Origin of the sequence: Achromobacter sp. PD1 (assembly GCF_048541815.1) — a bacterium.
Taxonomy (GTDB): domain Bacteria; phylum Pseudomonadota; class Gammaproteobacteria; order Burkholderiales; family Burkholderiaceae_B; genus Achromobacter; species Achromobacter bronchisepticus_A.
Map to the genome: position 1 here is coordinate 4,324,640 of NZ_CP183349.1, position 16,659 is coordinate 4,341,298.

The 16,659-nt window shown below is 66.2% G+C and carries 18 protein-coding genes; 7 read left to right on the forward strand and 11 right to left on the reverse strand.

Annotated features, from left to right (window positions below; genetic code table 11):
* Positions 1-26 precede the first annotated feature (26 nt).
* Complete coding sequence (locus ACM1PE_RS20490) at positions 27-1,043, forward strand: porin (RefSeq protein ID WP_419340794.1); 1,017 nt, start codon at positions 27-29, stop codon at positions 1,041-1,043.
* A 138-nt stretch (positions 1,044-1,181) separates the two neighbouring features.
* Positions 1,182-1,784 (forward strand): LysE/ArgO family amino acid transporter, encoded by a 603-nt coding sequence (locus tag ACM1PE_RS20495; RefSeq protein ID WP_419340795.1) that lies wholly within the window; start codon positions 1,182-1,184, stop codon positions 1,782-1,784.
* A 27-nt stretch (positions 1,785-1,811) separates the two neighbouring features.
* Here the strand turns inward: ACM1PE_RS20495 and ACM1PE_RS20500 are convergent, their stop codons facing one another.
* The 11 genes from ACM1PE_RS20500 to ACM1PE_RS20550 all read right to left on the reverse strand — a co-directional run bounded on the left by ACM1PE_RS20500 (position 1,812) and on the right by ACM1PE_RS20550 (position 12,032).
* Positions 1,812-2,126, reverse strand: coding sequence for a hypothetical protein (locus ACM1PE_RS20500; protein WP_419340796.1), 315 nt, complete (start codon positions 2,124-2,126; stop codon positions 1,812-1,814).
* A 13-nt stretch (positions 2,127-2,139) separates the two neighbouring features.
* Positions 2,140-2,850 carry a GntR family transcriptional regulator gene (locus ACM1PE_RS20505; RefSeq protein ID WP_118933721.1) on the reverse strand — a complete coding sequence of 237 codons (711 nt, stop codon included), beginning with the start codon at positions 2,848-2,850 and terminating at the stop codon, positions 2,140-2,142.
* A 188-nt stretch (positions 2,851-3,038) separates the two neighbouring features.
* Complete coding sequence (locus ACM1PE_RS20510; RefSeq protein ID WP_419340797.1) at positions 3,039-3,443, reverse strand: PaaI family thioesterase; 405 nt, start codon at positions 3,441-3,443, stop codon at positions 3,039-3,041.
* A gap of 8 nt (positions 3,444-3,451) precedes the next feature.
* Complete coding sequence (locus tag ACM1PE_RS20515) at positions 3,452-4,459, reverse strand: zinc-binding dehydrogenase (RefSeq protein ID WP_306635993.1); 1,008 nt, start codon at positions 4,457-4,459, stop codon at positions 3,452-3,454.
* Positions 4,456-6,000: a class I adenylate-forming enzyme family protein gene (locus ACM1PE_RS20520; RefSeq protein WP_419340798.1), complete on the reverse strand. Its 1,545-nt coding sequence runs from the start codon at positions 5,998-6,000 to the stop codon at positions 4,456-4,458. Before ACM1PE_RS20520 ends, ACM1PE_RS20515 begins: the two co-directional genes overlap by 4 nt.
* Positions 5,997-7,094, reverse strand: a complete 1,098-nt coding sequence (locus ACM1PE_RS20525) for a M14 family metallopeptidase (RefSeq protein WP_419340799.1) — start codon at positions 7,092-7,094, stop codon at positions 5,997-5,999. The genes ACM1PE_RS20520 and ACM1PE_RS20525 overlap by 4 nt, the downstream gene beginning before the upstream one ends.
* 20 nt (positions 7,095-7,114) lie before the next feature.
* Positions 7,115-7,897, reverse strand: a complete 783-nt coding sequence (locus ACM1PE_RS20530; protein WP_419340800.1) for an ABC transporter permease — start codon at positions 7,895-7,897, stop codon at positions 7,115-7,117.
* A gap of 11 nt (positions 7,898-7,908) precedes the next feature.
* A complete protein-coding gene (locus ACM1PE_RS20535; RefSeq protein WP_118933717.1) occupies positions 7,909-8,742 on the reverse strand; it encodes an ABC transporter ATP-binding protein in 834 nt (277 codons plus the stop codon).
* A gap of 18 nt (positions 8,743-8,760) precedes the next feature.
* On the reverse strand, positions 8,761-9,858 hold the full coding sequence (locus tag ACM1PE_RS20540) for an ABC transporter substrate-binding protein (protein WP_118933716.1): 1,098 nt from the start codon (positions 9,856-9,858) through the stop codon (positions 8,761-8,763).
* 63 nt (positions 9,859-9,921) lie between these two features.
* Entirely contained in the window at positions 9,922-10,866 is a 945-nt protein-coding gene (locus ACM1PE_RS20545) for a VOC family protein (RefSeq protein WP_251881195.1), read from the reverse strand.
* 254 nt (positions 10,867-11,120) lie between these two features.
* Complete coding sequence (locus ACM1PE_RS20550) at positions 11,121-12,032, reverse strand: LysR family transcriptional regulator (protein WP_118933714.1); 912 nt, start codon at positions 12,030-12,032, stop codon at positions 11,121-11,123.
* 262 nt (positions 12,033-12,294) lie between these two features.
* On the opposite strand from ACM1PE_RS20550, the gene ACM1PE_RS20555 reads away from it, so the two are divergent.
* From ACM1PE_RS20555 to ACM1PE_RS20575, 5 genes are read left to right on the forward strand one after another with little or no spacing between them, the layout of a single operon-like run.
* On the forward strand, positions 12,295-13,071 hold the full coding sequence (locus tag ACM1PE_RS20555) for a 5-oxoprolinase subunit PxpA (protein WP_419340802.1): 777 nt from the start codon (positions 12,295-12,297) through the stop codon (positions 13,069-13,071).
* Positions 13,072-13,109: 38 nt separating this feature from the next.
* Positions 13,110-13,352 (forward strand): acetyl-CoA carboxylase, encoded by a 243-nt coding sequence (locus ACM1PE_RS20560; RefSeq protein WP_013395528.1) that lies wholly within the window; start codon positions 13,110-13,112, stop codon positions 13,350-13,352.
* 8 nt (positions 13,353-13,360) lie between these two features.
* A complete protein-coding gene (locus ACM1PE_RS20565; RefSeq protein ID WP_059379574.1) occupies positions 13,361-14,761 on the forward strand; it encodes an acetyl-CoA carboxylase biotin carboxylase subunit in 1,401 nt (466 codons plus the stop codon).
* The gene (locus tag ACM1PE_RS20570; RefSeq protein ID WP_419340803.1) at positions 14,758-15,630 is read left to right on the forward strand and encodes a 5-oxoprolinase subunit B family protein; all 873 of its coding nucleotides are present in this window, start codon (positions 14,758-14,760) and stop codon (positions 15,628-15,630) included. Before ACM1PE_RS20565 ends, ACM1PE_RS20570 begins: the two co-directional genes overlap by 4 nt.
* Positions 15,623-16,612, forward strand: a complete 990-nt coding sequence (locus ACM1PE_RS20575) for a biotin-dependent carboxyltransferase family protein (RefSeq protein ID WP_419340804.1) — start codon at positions 15,623-15,625, stop codon at positions 16,610-16,612. Before ACM1PE_RS20570 ends, ACM1PE_RS20575 begins: the two co-directional genes overlap by 8 nt.
* The last annotated feature ends 47 nt before the right edge of the window (positions 16,613-16,659 follow it).

The following is a 16,659-nucleotide window of genomic DNA, read 5'->3' on the forward strand; positions in this document are numbered from 1 at the left end:
GCAACACAACATCAATGGGGATCACCTTGAAAAAAAAGCTGAGACAACGCAAATTCCTGGGCGCGGCGCTGGCCCTTTCCTGCATGAGTCCGGCGCAGGCGGCCGAAACCAGCACGGTCACGCTGTACGGTCTGGTCGACCTGGGCATGCTCTATGAGCGCAAGGATGGCGAATCCAGCCTGCGCCAGAAGAGCGGCAACCAATCCGGTTCGCGCTGGGGCCTGCGCGGCAGCGAAGACCTGGGCAACGGCTACAAGGCGGTCTTCCGCCTGGAAAGCGGCTTCAATGCCAACAACGGCACCCAGGCGCAAGGACGCATGTTCGGACGCTGGGCCTACGTCGGCCTGGCGGGCGGCTTCGGTGAAGTGCGCCTGGGCCGCCAGTGGGTCTACGGCTTCGAGTGGGCTGGGGTAGGTTCGCCCTTCGGCACCGGCTGGAGCCAAAGCTCCAACAACGCCGTGCTGGGCTACAACGACGGCGATTTCGGCGCGGGCGGCCGCGTCAACAACGCAGTGTTCTACGCCACGCCGCGGATGAACGGCTGGCAGGCCGGACTGGGTTACAGCTTCGAAGCCAACGACGGCAACGAATTCGCCACGGACAACCACGACCGCGTCCTGACTGCAGGCCTGCGCTACAACAAGGGCCCCATCGTCGCCGCGCTGACCTATGAACGCCTGAACCCCAACGCGCTGCAGCCCAGCAAGAAGAACGCCACCAATTTCCAGGCCGCGGGCTCCTATGACTTCGAGTGGATCACCCTGCACGGCACCTACGGCAATCTGCGCAATGCCAACAGCGGACCCTCGGCCGGCTATGACAACGTCAACTCCTACATCGCCGGCGTGACCGTACCCACGGGCACGGCCGGCAAGGTGATGGCCTCCTACCAGCGCGCCACGACTTCCGACATCACCGGCTGGGCGCTGGGCTACCAGTACGACCTGTCCAAGCGCACCAACCTCTACGCCTACGTGAACCGGCTGGACATCCGGGAATCCCATACGCTGCAGACTTCGGCGGGCATCCGCCACATGTTCTAAAGCCTGAGGGATCAATGCGCCCGGCACCTTCCGGGCGTGTCCACCGGCAAATTAGAAGAACTGAATATGGGTTAGGATAATTAGCTGTCCTAATCATCCAGACAAGGCTAGTCTGTCGCCCTACGTTCAAGGGTATCGATGACCACCGCCTACATTCCCGGATTCCTGCTCGGCCTGAGCCTCATCATGGCGATCGGCGCGCAAAACGCGTTCGTACTGCGCCAAGGCCTGCGCCAGGAACATGTCTTTGCCGTCTGCCTGACCTGCGCCCTGTCCGACGCCATCCTGATCAGCGCCGGCGTGGCCGGCTTTGGCTTGGCGGTAGGCGTCCTGCCCTGGCTCGAGTCCGCGCTGCGCTACGGCGGCGCGCTATTCCTGTTCGTCTACGCCGCGCGCAGCCTGATATCGGCGCTGCGCGCCCGCCACGACAGCCTCACGCCCTCATCCACCCAGACCGCGGGACGCGCCGCCGCGCTGGCGACCTGCCTGGCCCTGACCTGGCTCAATCCGCACGTGTATCTGGACACCGTGGTGTTGCTGGGCTCGGTCTCCAGCCAGTACGACGGCCACAAGACCGCCTTCGCGCTGGGCGCGATATCGGCGTCGTTCGCCTTCTTCTTTGCGCTGGGCTATGGCGCGCGCCTGCTGCGGCCGGTCTTCGCCAATCCCAATGCGTGGCGGGTGCTGGACGGCTGCGTCGCCGCGGCCATGTTCGCGATCGGGCTGAAGCTGGTGCTCTGAACGCAGGGGCCGCGGCCCCTGCGCGGCCTAGCGGCTCTTGCCGGACCCGGCGGACGCGTTCACATAGTCCTTCACCGTGCGGTCCTGGTTGAAGATCACGGTCAGCGTCTGCTGGTTGTCCATCGCGCCATAGGCGCTGTTGTCGAAATAGAACCACGTGGCCGTCGTCAGCCCATCGCGGCCGACGCCCTGCGAGCGGGGCGGGCCGTAGTCCCGCACCATCTCTTCGTAGGTGGTGACGTTGAGCTTGATGTCGGCCACCTTCGATTCGGTCAGCAGGTCGCTGGAACCGCTGGCGCAGCCCGTCACGATGGCGGCCAGGAAAAGCAAGGATGTTCTCATTGTGTGTTCCTTTTCAGGCGTCGTGCAGGTCTTCGACCCCGTCCAGGTAGATCCGGGCCAGCCCTTGCGCGATCGATTCCTTGATCTGTTCGGTACGCTTGGAAATATGGCTGCGCAGGTTCCGCTGCGCGGCGGCGAGATCGCCCGCGCGCAGGGCGGCCAGTATCGCAACATGCTCAGCCTGGGTCTTGTCGCGCCCTATGCGTTCCATGTTGATCCAGCGGATGAAACGGATGCGTTCGTTCACGTTGCCCAACACCCGCTGCAATTCCAGATTGCCCGACATCTCCGCCAGCATCTGGTGGAAAGTTTCGTCCAGGTGCACGAGCTGCGTGACCGGCAGGTCCGGCGACTTGCTGCGGCTGTCCGCCAGGAAAGCCTCCAGCGCATCCAGCTTCTGCGGCGTGGCGCGCTCGAAGGCCAGTTGCAGACAGGCGAGTTCCAGCACCTCGCGGGTCTCGTAGAGATCGATCATTTCCTTGAGATTCAGCTGGCGCCGCACATAGCCGCGTCCGGCTTCCTCCAGGAAACCGTCTCGCGCCAGCAGATGCAAGGCCTCCCGCACCGGCGTGCGGCTGACGCCCAGGCGTTCGGCCAGGGCGACCTCGTTGAGGCGTTCGCCGGGTTTGATTTCATAGGAAATCACCATCTCGCGCAGCTTCTCCAGCACGTGCGAGAAAGCGCGTCGACCTTTTTCCGCCGGTTCAATGCTTGTCATGTTCATTGTTTTCGTCTTGGGCTGCGGAAGCCTGCGCCGGCCGCCGGGCATCACGGCGGGAGACGGCGCGGCGGCGAGCGGATCACGTTCGCCGCGGCTGCGAATTCGGCCTCGATCAGAGGGGGGCAAGCGTTGATGATTGTAATGGCTCCGGACGCATCGCGGCCGGCGGCCCGGCGGGCCGCCGGCCGCGTTCAGGATGGCGTGGCGTAGTTGGCGCGGCCTACCGCCACCAGCTTGTCGGCATCGTCGCGCACCTCCACATCCGACACGCATATGCTCTTGCCCATGCGCAGCACCCGGCCCACGGCGCGCAGGCTGGTGTTGGTGGCCGGACGCAGATAGTCCGTGCGGAAGTTGATGGTCGCCAGCGGCTTGCCCAGCATCATCATCAGCACGTACTGGCCGACCGCGTCTATCATCGCCGCGATCACGCCGCCATGAAATTGCCCGCTGCCCGCCATGCGCTCGAATTCCGGACGCAGCTTCATCTGCATCACGATCTCCTGCCTGTCGTAGTCGGCGGACAGCACGGTAAGCCCCATGAAGCTGTTGAAGGGGGCCCGCTGCAGACGCTGCTGCATTTGTTCGATCGTCATCACTTCGCTCATGGCGTCACCACCACTTTGCCCATGACTTCGCGGTCCTCGATCAGGCGCAGCGCCTCGCCCGCCTCATCCAGGGTCAGCACGCGGTCCACCGGAACCTGCATCTTTCCCGACTGCACCAGCGCCAGCAAGGCATCCAGATCCTCGCGCATCCAGCCGTTGGAGCCGCGGATGTTCAGCTCGAAGGTCCAGATGAAACGCAGATCGGTCTGCGGGTCGTAGCCCGCGGTGGCGCCGCAAGTCAGCAGCCGGCCGCCGCGCCGCAGGCAGCGCATGGACTTGACCCAGGTATCGCCGCCGGTGAAGTTCACGGCGACGTCGACGCCGCCATCGAACTTGCGACGGTGCGGCTTGCCATAGAGTTCGTAGATGGCGCGGGCGAAATCCGCCTGCGAGTAGTTGATGACATGGTCGGCGCCCAGTTCGCGCAGGCGCTGCATCTTGGACTCGCTGCTGGCGCAGGCGACGACCTCGGCACCCGCAATCTTCGCCAGCATCACGCAGCCCACGCCCACGCCGCCGCTGGCGCCCAGCACCAGCACTTTTTCCCCGGCCTGGACCTGTCCTATGGTGTGCATCATCCGGTAGGCCGTGCCGAAGGCCACCGGCAAGGCCGCAGCCTGCTCGTAGCTCACCCCGTCCGGGATGCGGATCAGCTGGTGCACGCGCGCCTTGCACAGCTCCGCCAGGCCGCCGTGGACGGTTTCCCCCATCAGGCCGCCCTCGGCGCGGTTGATGGGATCGACCAGCACCCGGTCGCCCACCGCCCAGCCCTCGACGCCCGGGCCGACCTCGACGATCTCGCCGGCCACGTCCAGGCCCATGATGACCGGAAAATCCAGCTTGATGCCCGGCATGCCCCGGCGCGTGAAGACGTCGTGATAGTTGATCGACGTCGCCTTGACCCGCAGGATCACGTCGCCCTCGCCCGCCTTCGGATCGGGGAACGCGGAGTCATATTGCATGACCTCCGGACCGCCATGTCCGTGAATGACTACTGCCTTCATGGATGCTCCTTGCTCTGATTGAGGATGGTTGGGTTGAACATCAGCTCGGCGGCCAGCTGCGCGGCCGCCTTGCGGTTGACCTTGCCCGTGCTGCTGACGGGCATCTCGTCGACAAAGCGCACCGCCCGCGGGTGCTGATAGGCCGGCCCATGAGCCAGCGCGTGGTCCTTGACCTCCCGTTCGGACAAGACCGCATCGGGACGCAGCACCACCAGCGCAACCGGCTTCATGCCCTTGAGCGCATCGGGCAGCGGCACGACGCAAGCCTGGAAAATGGCGGGATGACGCTCCAGCATCTTCTCGACCTCGCCGGGATAGATGTTTTCGCCGCCGCAAACGAACATGTCATCGGCCCGGCCCACGAAGTAATGGAAGCCGTTCTCGTCGCGACGCATCACATCGCCGGTGATATAGAAGCCGTCCTCCGTCATGGCCGCCGCGGTCTGCTGCGGCAAGGCGTGATAGCCCAGCATCAGGGCCGCGGAGCGGACTTGCAACACGCCTGCCGCGGCGTCGAGGTTGTCGCCGTCGGCCAGCCTCACCTGCACCGCCGGGTGCGGATACCCGACGGACAACACCGGCTGTGCCAGCCCGTCGGGATGCGGGCCGAACACCAGCGCGCCGGTTTCGGTCGCGCCGTAGCCGTTGCCGATGGCCGCGCGCGGGAACATGGCGCGCGCGCTGTCGGCGATGCGTTGCGTAAGCGGCTCGGACCCCAGCCGCACCATGGCCACCGAGGACAGGTCCGCCTGCGCCGCCAGCGCGGTCTCGCGGGCCAGCAACGCGATCATGGTGGGTATCGCGGTCAGCCAGGTGCAGCGGTAGCGCGGTATCGCGTCCAGATAGCCCGCGGGTTCGAACTGCGGCATCAGCACCAGGCTGCCCCGGCCCGCGAGCGCCAGCTTGACGGTGTTGAGCGCATTCATGTGATACAGGGGCGCCGCCACCAGGAAGCGGTGACCTGAGTAATCCGTCGCCGCGATGCGCTGGCGCACCGTCCAAAGGTAGCCAGCGTGCGACAGCATCACGCCCTTGGGACGACCGGTGGACCCGGACGTGTAAAGGAACAAGGCGGCCTGCCCCAGGACCACGGGCTCTGCCTCCCAGGGGCCAGGAACAAGGAACGCGGCATAGCCTTCAGGGCCGTCCGCCCCGAACTCGACCATCGGCAATTGCGCCGTGCAGAGTCCGCGCCGCAACGCGTCGCAGAACACCAGGCTGGCGCCGCAATCCTGCAGGATGAACTCGATGCCTGCCGCTGGCAGCCGGTGGTTCACCGGCACCGCGACCAAGCCGGCGCGCATGATTCCCAGATAGGCAGCCAGGAACTCCATGCGATTGGCCGACAGGATCGCCACCCGCGCGCCCGGGGCCAAACCGCGCGCCCGCAGCCCGCGCGCCACGCCGTCGGCCTGCGCATCAAGCTCGCCATAGGTATAAGTGCGCGGTCCGGCCTCGCCGCCCAGGTCGATCAGGGCGACGGCGCTCGCGTCGTGGTCCGGCGAAAACAGCACGCCCAGGTTGGCGGATGCGGCCATCATGCATCCATCCAGCCCGTCAGCCCCTCCACCGCCTGCCGCGTGATCTCCTGCGAGTGGCGCAGCGTCCCTTCGCGCCAGATCTGGTCCACCGGGCAGAACGAGTCCAGCAGGTCCGCGCGCAGCATCTCGTAGCGCTCGCTCTCCGGGTCCGCCTTGAATTTCAGCCACAGGTCCAGACGCAGCAAGCGGCGCATGTGCCAGCCGCGCGTGCCGAACTCGATCACGGCGCCGCACATCGGCACGTCGCCCAGGAAGGATTGCACGCCATAGAACAACAGGCCTTGATAATTCGGGCGCGACTTGCCGTGCGGCCGCTGGCCGACGATGCGCTCCTTGCCCCACCACTGCACCGCCAGGTCATGCAGCGGCCCGCCCTCCTCGTTGAAGCACAGGAAGAACGGCTCGCCGTATCCGCCTATGCCCGTATGCCAATCGATCAAGGCGACCTTGGCCGCGCCGGCCAGGTGGTCGCGGACAATGCGCTCCAGCGTCAGGTTGGACCATTCCCGTCCCTTGCCGCCGTAGTTCAGGCCGTCCGGATGGGAGTACTGGCCGCGCGCCAGCGTGTCGTACAAGCGATCCTCGCCATGGCTGGCCGCGAAATCCTCCATGGCCTGCTGCGCGGCCGCAACCTCCGCGCGGCTCCATTCGTCGCGCAGCAGCAGCGGATGCAGCAGCGCATAGTCGGGGTTGGCGGGCGGCGCTCCCTCATGTCCGATGAAGTTTCGATTCAGGTCCACGTTGTTTTCAGTGGTGCGGCTCAGGTGCGCGAAGCCCCAGGGGTTGATGGCATGCACCATGACCACCGCCACGTCCGGGTCGAGCGCCGCGGGGCCGCCGCCCAGCATCCACGCGATCTGCGCGGCCGAGCCGAAGAAGCCCTCGAGTCCGTGCGTGCCGCTGATCACCAGCAGGCGGCGCGGCGCGTCGGCGCGGCCGAAGCAGGCCACGTCGGTCACCAGCGCCGTGCCGCCCGGCGCCCGCGCGCCGGCGTGCGTGTACTCGGCCAGGCGTCCGCCTGCGCCCGCGGCTGCCGCCCGGAACTTGTCGCGCGCCCGGCCATAGTCGAGCGCGTAGCATTGATGGAATTCCATGGATGAGTTCTCCTGTGCGCCTACTCGGCCTGCACGGTGGCCGAGGTCGATTTGTCCCAGAACACCAGCTTGCGGTGCAGGTAGCGGATCAGGTTGGTGCCCGTCAGGCCGATGAACACCAGGCTGAACAGGCAGGCGAACATGGTGGCAACGTCCATGTTGACCGAGGCCGACTGGATCAGATAGCCGAGCCCCTTGCTGGACGAGATGAACTCCGACACCACCGCGCCGATCAGGCTGAGAACCACCGAGATCTGCAGGCCGGCGAAAATGTGACCCGAGGCCGCGGGCAGCTTGACGTGGAAGAACACGTGGCTGCGCGAGGCGCCAAAGGCCTTCATCAGATCCAGCATGGCCGGGTCGGCCAGGCGTATACCCACCACCGTGTTGATGAACATCGGGAAAAAGCTCATCAAGGCCACCATCACGACCTTGGAGGCCATGCCGAAGCCGAACCAGACCAGCAGCAAGGGCGCGATCGCCACTTTCGGCGTGGACTGCAGGGCGATGATGTAGGGATAGATGAACTGCTCGAAGGTCTCGGACTCGGCCAGGATGGTTCCCACCACCAGAGCCAGCCCGCAACCTATCAGGTAGCCGTACACGGTGCTTTGCAGCGTGAACAGAAAGTGCGGCCAGTACTGGCCGTCGATATAGCCGGTCTTGAGCGCCAGCAACACGGATTCGGGCGCGGGCAGCAGGTAGTTGGGCACCGAGAACACGCGGATGCTGACGAACCACAGGATCACCAGCAGCACCCCGGTGATCAAGGGATAGAGTATGGATTTGATGGATCGGGACACGAACGCCTCCGCTAGTCGAACTTCACCAACTGATCGAACAGTTCCCGCAGTTCGGCGCACAGGCGCGTGAACTCGGGGTCGTTAAGCGTCGCCAGCGTCCGCGGCCGCGGCAGGTTCACGGAAATCTCGCGGATGATGCGCCCCGGGCGCGCCGACATCACCACGATCCGGTCCGACAGGAACACCGCTTCGGCAATGCTGTGCGTGATGAACAAGGCCGACTTGCGCGTGGCCATCCAGATGCGCTGCAGCTCTATGCTCATGCGGTCGCGGGTCATGGTGTCCAGCGCGGAGAACGGCTCGTCCATCAGCAGCAGCGCGGGGTCATGCACCAGGCCGCGGGCGATGCCGACGCGCTGCTGCATGCCACCCGACAGTTCGCTGGGGTAGTTGCTCGCGAACTTTTCCAGGCCCACCAGCCGCAGCAGTTCCAGCGCCCGGGCGGTGCCCGCCTCGGTATCCTTGCGCAAGGCGCGGATCGGCACCAGCACGTTGTCTAGCACCGTTTTCCAGGGCAGCAGCGTGGGTTGTTGAAACACGATGCCGACGTCGCCGCGCGGCTTGTCGATAGGCGTGCCGCTGAGCAAGGCCTTGCCGCTGGACGGCGTCAGCAGACCGCTGAACACCTTGACCAGCGTGGACTTGCCGCAACCAGACGGCCCCAGCACCGACACGAATTCACCAGCGCCCAGCTGCAGCGACAGATTGTCGACGGCGGTGATCGGTCCTTTGCTACTGCGGTAGACCACGCTCACATTGTCGGCCGTCAGCAAGGGGCGGCCGGCGGCGTCCGAACGCGCTGACGAGCGCCCGCCTTCAACCAGGGATAGATTCAGGGAGTTCATAGGGATTCCGGCTCGCATCTACTTGAGCTGCTGGGCCGCTGCCACCACGGCCGCGGCGTCGAAATCATTGATGTCCTTGACGAACTCGTTGGTGTAGAGCGGCTTGACGTCCACGTTGCCGGTGCTCAGCTGTCCGCCTTCGTGCAAAACCTCTACATAGTCCTTCCAGGACTGCTCGGTGTAGTAGCCCATCTTCCCGGCGCCCTGTTCCGGCAGCATGGTGGCCAGGCGCACCTTCAGGATCTGCACGGCGTCCGCCAGCTTTTTCTCCTCGCTCCCCTCGGCCGGCTTGGTGGCCGGATACAGGGTCCAGAAGTTCTTCACGCAGGCTTCCGGATTGGCGTTGCAGGCGACCACGCCCTTGGCCGCGGCGCGCGCGAACGCCACCACCAGTTGCGGCTTGTCGCGCAGGGTATCCTCGTGCGCGATCCAGCCGCTGGAGAACAGTTCGCGATAGTTCTGGCCCATGGGCAGGCGGCGCAGCTCGACGCCCATCTGTTCGATCTGCACGTGGAAGGTATCGAACAGATTCAGCGCCTGCACCTTGTCATCGCTGACCGCGCGCAACGCCGTCGCGCCCACGCCCACGGGCACGAACTCATAGTCGCGCTGCAGTTCCAGCCCGATCTTCTTCATCATCGCCTTGGTGACCGCCAGGTTGCCCCAGGACATGGCGCCCACGCCGATCTTCTTGCCTTTGAGGTCGGCAAGCGACTGGACCGGACTGTTCTTGGTGACGACGACGTCGAATGGCGACAGGTAGATGCCGTTGTAGAACATCTTGACCGGCAGGGGATCGCGGCCCGGCTGGCGCGAGATCACCAGCGGATCCGGTGTGATCCAGCCGAAAGTGATGTGCTTCTGCGTGACCTGCGGCAGCATCACCGCGGCCCCCTGAAAGAAGGTCGCCTGTACGTCCAGGCCCGCTTCCTTGAAGTAGCCCATGCCCACCGCCATCAGCGTGGGAGCGTTGGAAAGCGAAATGTTGGTGCCGTAGGCGAACGTGACTTTCTCCGCCGCGTTCGCCGCGCCGCCAGCGGCGCTCAGCGTTACCAGCGCTGCGGCTGCCAGGATCCCCCGCCGGACGCGGCGCTTCGGATTTGCGATACCTATCATGCTGCTGCTCCTGTTTTATTTGAAGTACTAGCTGGATATCGGTACTGCAGACTGCCCGCCGGATCAGCGCCCCGCGCAATCCCAGGGCAAGGCCGCGCCGGCGCCGGCGCAGAAAATGAGGCTTGCGCCGCCCGCATGTTCGGCCGCCACCCGCAATTGATCGTTGGCGCGGAGGTAGGGAACGCGATTGGCCTCGAGCACGGCAGCGGTGCGGGACAGGTCGGCCACTTCCACGGCAAGCGCGGCCGGGCGCGGCAGCACCGGAATCTCGCATCCCGGCAGGCGCGAGCGCAGCGCGTCGCGTGTTGTCAGCCCCAACCATCCCGAATGCAGTCGGAACCAGGCCTCGCCCTCGCGCCGCGTGCTGGCCACGCCCAGATAGCGCTCATAGCGCGCCGCCGCCTCGTCCAGATCCTCCACCGCGACGATGGCCGCCGCCAGCGCGCGGGCGCCGTTGGGATGGGACAGGTAGCGTTCCTGCCAGAGCAGTTCGGGAGTCTCGTGGCGCAGGGTCAGGATCAGGCCTTCAGGCATCGCGTCGCGCGACGTGCGCACCTGGCTGAACCGGGCCAGTTTGGGGCCTTGCGGCGTGCCTATGTAGCGTTGCAGCACGCCGGGTTCGGCCGCAAAGCCGGCCTCGCGCAGCGCGGCGATGCGCTGCTCGGGCTGGGCAGTATCGAAGGCGATGATGTGCATGCCCGCATAGCGGGCCAAACCGTCGGGAATACCGCGCAAGTCCAGCGCCGGGTCCACCACCGCGACCAACTCGATGTAGCCGTGGCCGAGCATGGCGCAACGGTTGGCGATGCCGGCCTTGACCACTTCGCGCGTGACGGCGTGGGTGCCGGAGTGCTGTGACAGCGGCGTCAGCTGAAACCCCAGCCGTTCGTACAAGGCGGCGGCCGCCCCCATGTCGTGCGCGTACAGCCCCACGTGATCCAGTCCGACCGGATCCGGGCCTGCCGATTCCGCGTTCGCCCGGATGCGGGCGCCGTGGAGCTGCGTCATGGATATTCCTTCTTCTCTCTGAATGGGCGGGAACCAACTCGGGAAGGCAAGAAGCGGCACGGGCAGGCCCGACTTCTGTTCACATCAATGCATACATTGATATATACATCAGTGAATATTCAAACGGCAATCGTTTTACGGCCTGTCCGCATGAGGGATTTCACGGGGTCGCGCAGGCATGCGCAGCCCCTGCCGCGAGGCGCCGGCGGCCTGGCGGATCGATTTGGAAGATGGTTCGAACCGTTGGCGTGGGCTCAGCCCGCCCCGCCCCGCTGCGCCATGTACGCATGCCGGAAATAGTCCCGCACCGCCTGCATCGCGGGCGATACTTCCGCGCCCCGGCGCCAGGCCAGCCCCACGTTCATGGGCGGGATCGGGTCCTTGAGCTGGACCGTTTCTATGCGCCGGCCTTCCAGCGACCAGGGCCGGTAGACCATGTCCGACAGCAGGGCCACGCCGCTGCCGTTGGCCACCATGCTGCGCACCGCCTCGACGGATGAGGTGCGCAGCCTCACGTCGGGCTTGAAGGGGGTTTCGTTCCAGTAGCGCAAGGCGGTGTAGGCCGCCTCGTCCACGGTCAGCATGATGAAGGGTTCGCGCGAAACGTCCTCCAGCGTCACGGCATCCGCCGCCAGCAAGGGATGCCTGGCCGGCAGCCACAGGCGTCGCGGCGAGCCGAAGAAATGCTCCACCGCCAGATCCGGGTTGGCGACGTTCGAGGTCAGCAGCACCGCCATGTCATAGCGGTTCGCGATCAGGCCTTCCTCGATGGCGCTGCGGTTCAGTTCGTGCAGCTGGATGTCCAAACGGGGATACAGCTGCGACAGCCGCTGCAGGTGATACGGCAGGAAGTAGCCGATCACCGTATAGGACGCCGCCAGCAGCAGGCGGCCCGATACCTCTTCCGCCGCCGCCGGCATGCGCAGGGCTTCGTCGACCGAGGACAGAATGTTGTAGGCGTGGTTCAGGAAGGTGCGGCCGCTGTGGGTCAGCGTCACGCCGTGGGCGCCGCGCTGGAACAGCGCCGTGCCCACCGTTTCCTCCAGTTCGCGGATGGCGCTGGTGATGGCCGACTGGGATATCGCCAGCTGGATCGCCGCCTGCGAAATCTGGCCCAGTTCGGCCGCGGCGATGAAGTATTTGAGCTGGCGTAGGGTAATCGACATGTCTAGCCTTATCTGTTTAATCGATATCTTCCCCTCAGGATATCTGCATATTCTTTGCGCATCCCCATCCGCCCCATCAGGGGTATCCCTTATTTTTCATAGAGAAATCTTCGAAACGCGGCCGCCAACGGGACGGACGCTTATCTAAAAAACAGATATCCATAGATCAATAAAAAGATCTTTTTATCCCCTTGAGGCTTGGCTAATGTTCACGTAACACGCCGCGCCGGATGCGGCGAGCGACAAGAAGGAGCCTCCCGCAATGAGCAAGCGCAGCATCGACCTCAACTCGGACATGGGGGAAGGATTTGGCCCATGGACCATCGGGGACGGCGTGGACGAAGCGATCATGCCCTTGATCAGTTCGGCCAACATCGCCACGGGCTTCCATGCCGGCGACCCGCGGATCATGAACCGCACGGTGCTGCAGGCCCGCGAACACGGCGTCTGCATCGGCGCCCATCCCGGTTTTCGCGACCTGGTCGGCTTCGGCCGGCGCGACATGCGCGAAAGCGCCGAAGCGCTGGTGCACGACATCGTCTATCAGCTGGGCGCGCTGCGCGAATTCGCCCGGCTGCACGGACTGCGCCTGCAACACGTCAAACCGCATGGCGCGCTGTACATGCAGGCCGCCCGCGACGAAGCCCTGTCGCGCCGCCTGATCGAAACGCTGCAGGAACTGGAGCCCACGCTGGCGCTGTACTGCATGGAAAGCTCGGTCACCTACCGCCTGGCGCGCGAACTGAACCAGCCCGTGGTGCGCGAGTTCTACGCCGACCGCGACTACGACTCCAGCGGCTCCATCGTCTTCACCCGCTACACCCAGCCGCTGGACCCCGCCCAGGTCGCCGAAAAGGTGCTGCGCGCCTGCACCGAGGGACGTGTGCGCACGGTCGAAGGCAAGGACATCGCCATCGACTTCGATTCTGTCTGCATACACAGCGACACGCCCGGCGCCCTGTCCCTGGTGCGCGCCACCCGCGAGAAGCTGGAAACCCATGGCATCCGGATCGCGCCGCCCAGCGTGACCGGCCCCTGAACCGCCTGCCGCCCAAACAACATTCCAAGGAGAAACCCATGCCGTTGCACGATATTCCCAGCCCCCTGCCCGGAACCTTCTATCGCCGCCCCAGCCCCGACGCGGCCCCCTTCGTGGAGCCTGGCGCCACGGTCGCCGCCGGCGCCGTGATCGGCATCGTCGAAGTCATGAAGCAGTTCAACCAGATCGAAACGCCCACCGGCGGCGTGGTGGCGGAAATCCTCGTCGAAGACGGCGAACCGGTGGAAGCCGGGCAGCCCCTGCTGCGCATCGAGGGATAGGCCGCGCCATGTCCGATATCCATCTCCCCTACCGGCCGCGCCACATCCACAAGGTGCTGGTCGCCAACCGCGGCGAAATCGCCTTGCGCATCATCCGCGCCGCCCGCGAACTGGGCATGCGCACCGTCGCCGTGTACAGCGAGGCGGACCGCGACGCGTTGGCCACGCGCATGGCCGACGAGGCGGTGCTCATCGGCCCCGCGCACGCGACGCGCAGCTATCTGAATACCGAAGCGCTGCTGGACGCCGCCCGCAGCACCGGCGCCCAGGCGGTACATCCCGGCTACGGCTTCCTGTCGGAAAACGCGGCATTCGCGCAGGCCGTGAGCGAAGCCGGCCTGATCTTCGTCGGGCCCGATGCCGCCACCATCCGCACGATGGGCGACAAGGCTGCAGCGCGCGCCTGCGCCCAGAAGGCCGGCGTGCCGACGGTACCGGGCAGCGAGGGCGTGCTGTCATCGCTGGATGAAGCCCTGACCCATGCCGCCGTCATCGGCTACCCGCTCATGATCAAGGCGGCCGCGGGCGGCGGCGGGCGCGGCATCCGCGTGGTGCGCGACGAAGCCGAACTGCGCGCGCAGATGCCGCAGGCCCAGGCCGAGGCACAGGCGGCCTTCGGCGAAGCCGGCGTGTACCTGGAACGCTATCTGCCGCGCGCCCGCCACATCGAAGTTCAGGTCCTGGGCGACGGCAGCAACGCCGTCCACCTGTACGAACGCGAATGCTCCCTGCAACGGCGCCGGCAGAAGGTGCTGGAAGAAGCGCCCTCGCCCGCCCTGGCCCCCGCCACCCGGCAGAAACTGTGCGAATCGGCGGCGCAACTGGCGCGCTCGGTCGGATACCGTGGCGCAGGCACGCTGGAGTATCTGTATGACGACAGCCGCGGCGCGGGCGAGTTCTATTTCATCGAGATGAATACCCGCATCCAGGTCGAGCACCCCATCACCGAAGCCATCACGGGCGTGGACCTGGTGCGCGAAATGCTGCGCATCGCCGACGGCGAGCCGCTGCGCTGGCGCCAGCAGGACATCGCCATCCGCGGCGCGGCGATCGAATGCCGCATCAACGCCGAAGACCCCACGCGCAACTTCGCGCCCAGCCCGGGCCGGGTCGAACACGTGCGCTGGCCCGGCGGACCCGGCGTGCGCGTGGACTCGATGCTGTATCCGGGCTGCGCCGTGCCGCCCTACTATGACTCGCTGCTGGCCAAGCTGATCGTCTGGGACGAGGACCGCGCGGCGGCGCTGGCGCGCATGGCGCGCGCGCTCGACGAAGTCGAACTCGCCGGTGTGCATTCGACGCTGGCGCTGCACCGCGAGCTGCTGGAGGATGCGGACGTGCTGGCGGGCCGCTACCACACCAATTATCTTGAGGCCTGGATGCAAAGGGACCGGGAGGACAACCAATGAGCTTGCGCTACACCCACGGCGGCGACGAGTTCATCTTCGTCGAGATCAGCGAGGACATGTCGCTGGAATCCTTTTTCAAGGGCATGGCGATCACGCGGGCGCTGCGCGAACGCGCGGTCGACGGCGTGACCGAGATCTGCCCGGCCAATGCGTCCTACCAGGTGCGGTACGACCCCGACCGCATCGCGCCGGACGCCCTGCTGACCTTGCTGCGCGAACTGGAGGCGGGCATGGACCTGGCCAACCTGACGCTGGCGACCCGCATCATCGAAGTGCCGGTGTATTACAACGATCCCTGGACCCACGAGACCCTGATGCGGTTTCGCGAAAGGCATCAGGATCCGGCGTCCACCGATCTGGAATATGCGGCCCGCATCAACGGCCACGACTCGGTGCAGGGCTTCATCGACGCCCATTCCCGCTCGCCCTGGTTCGTGTCCATGGTGGGCTTCGTGGCCGGGCTGCCCTTCATGTACCAGATGGTGGAGCGCGAGCGCCAGCTGCAAGTTCCGAAGTACCTGCGCCCCCGCACCGACACGCCCAAGCACACGGTGGGACACGGCGGCTGCTTCGGCTGCATCTACTCGGTGCGCGGCGCGGGCGGCTACCAGATGTTCGGCGTCACGCCCGCGCCGATCTTCGAGCCGGCCCAGCGCCAGGCGCATCTGCGCGATTCCATGGTGTTCTTTCGCCCGGGCGACATCGTGAAGTTCAAGCCCATCACCCGCGACGAGTACGACCAGGCCGCGGCGCAGGTCGAGGCTGGCAGCTTCGCGCTGCGCATCCGGCCCGTGTCGTTCTCGCAGGCCGAGTTCCAGCGCGCCCCCGATGCCTGCAACGCCCAACTGCTGGAGACGCTCCATGCCTAACGATCCCATCATCGAAGTCATCAAGCCCGGCCTGGCCACTTCGGTGCAGGACACGGGCCGCCAGGGCTACTACCACCTGGGCATACCGCCGTCCGGCGCGCTCGACCAGTACGCGCTGGCGGCCGCCAACCTGCTGGTGGGCAACGCCGCCGACGCCGCCGTACTGGAATGCACGCTGCTCGGCCCCGAATTGATGTTCCACCGCACCGCCGTAATCGCCGTGACGGGCGCCAGCATGATCCCCAAGATCGACGGCGTGGCGCAGGCCTGCAACGTGGCGCTGGCGGTGCAGGCCGGCAGCCGGCTGTCGTTCGACTTCGTGCAGGCCGGCGCCCGCGCCTGCCTCGCGGTCGCCGGCGGCATCGACGTGCCTGTGGTCCTGGGCAGCCGCTCGACCTATGCGCTGGGCGCCATCGGCGGCCATGAAGGCCGCAAGCTGCAGGCCGGCGACTGGCTGGCGGTGGGCCGGGCCTCCATCCGCACGCGCGTGGGCCGCGAACTGCCGGCCGCGCTGGCCGAAGCTCCGCCCAAGACGCAAACGCTGCGCGTGCTGCCGGGCCTGTACGACCACCGGCTGGAGCCCGAGTCCGCCGCCGCCTTCTATGAAGACGTCTGGACCGTGACCTCGGAAGCCGACCGCATCGGCTACCGCTACAAGCAGGGCCGCCCGCTGCGCTTTCGCGCCCGCGAACAGCCTTTCGGCGCGGGCGCCGACCCGTCGAACATCGTCGACGCCTGCTATCCCATCGGCTCCATCCAGGTGCCTGCTGGCGTGGAGCCCATCATCCTGCACCGCGACGCGGTGTCCGGCGGCGGCTACGCCATGATAGGCACGGTCATCAGCGCCGACCTGGACAAGGTCGGCCAGATGCAGCCCAACCAGAGCGCCCATTTCGAGCGGGTGACGCTGGAGCAGGCGGTGGCCGCAAGGCGCGACTACCGCGCCCGCTTCGAGCGGCTGCATCAGGCGCTCAGCGGCTGACACCCGGGGCGCGGCCAGGCCGCGCCCTTCCCCCGTTTTCGTGTATT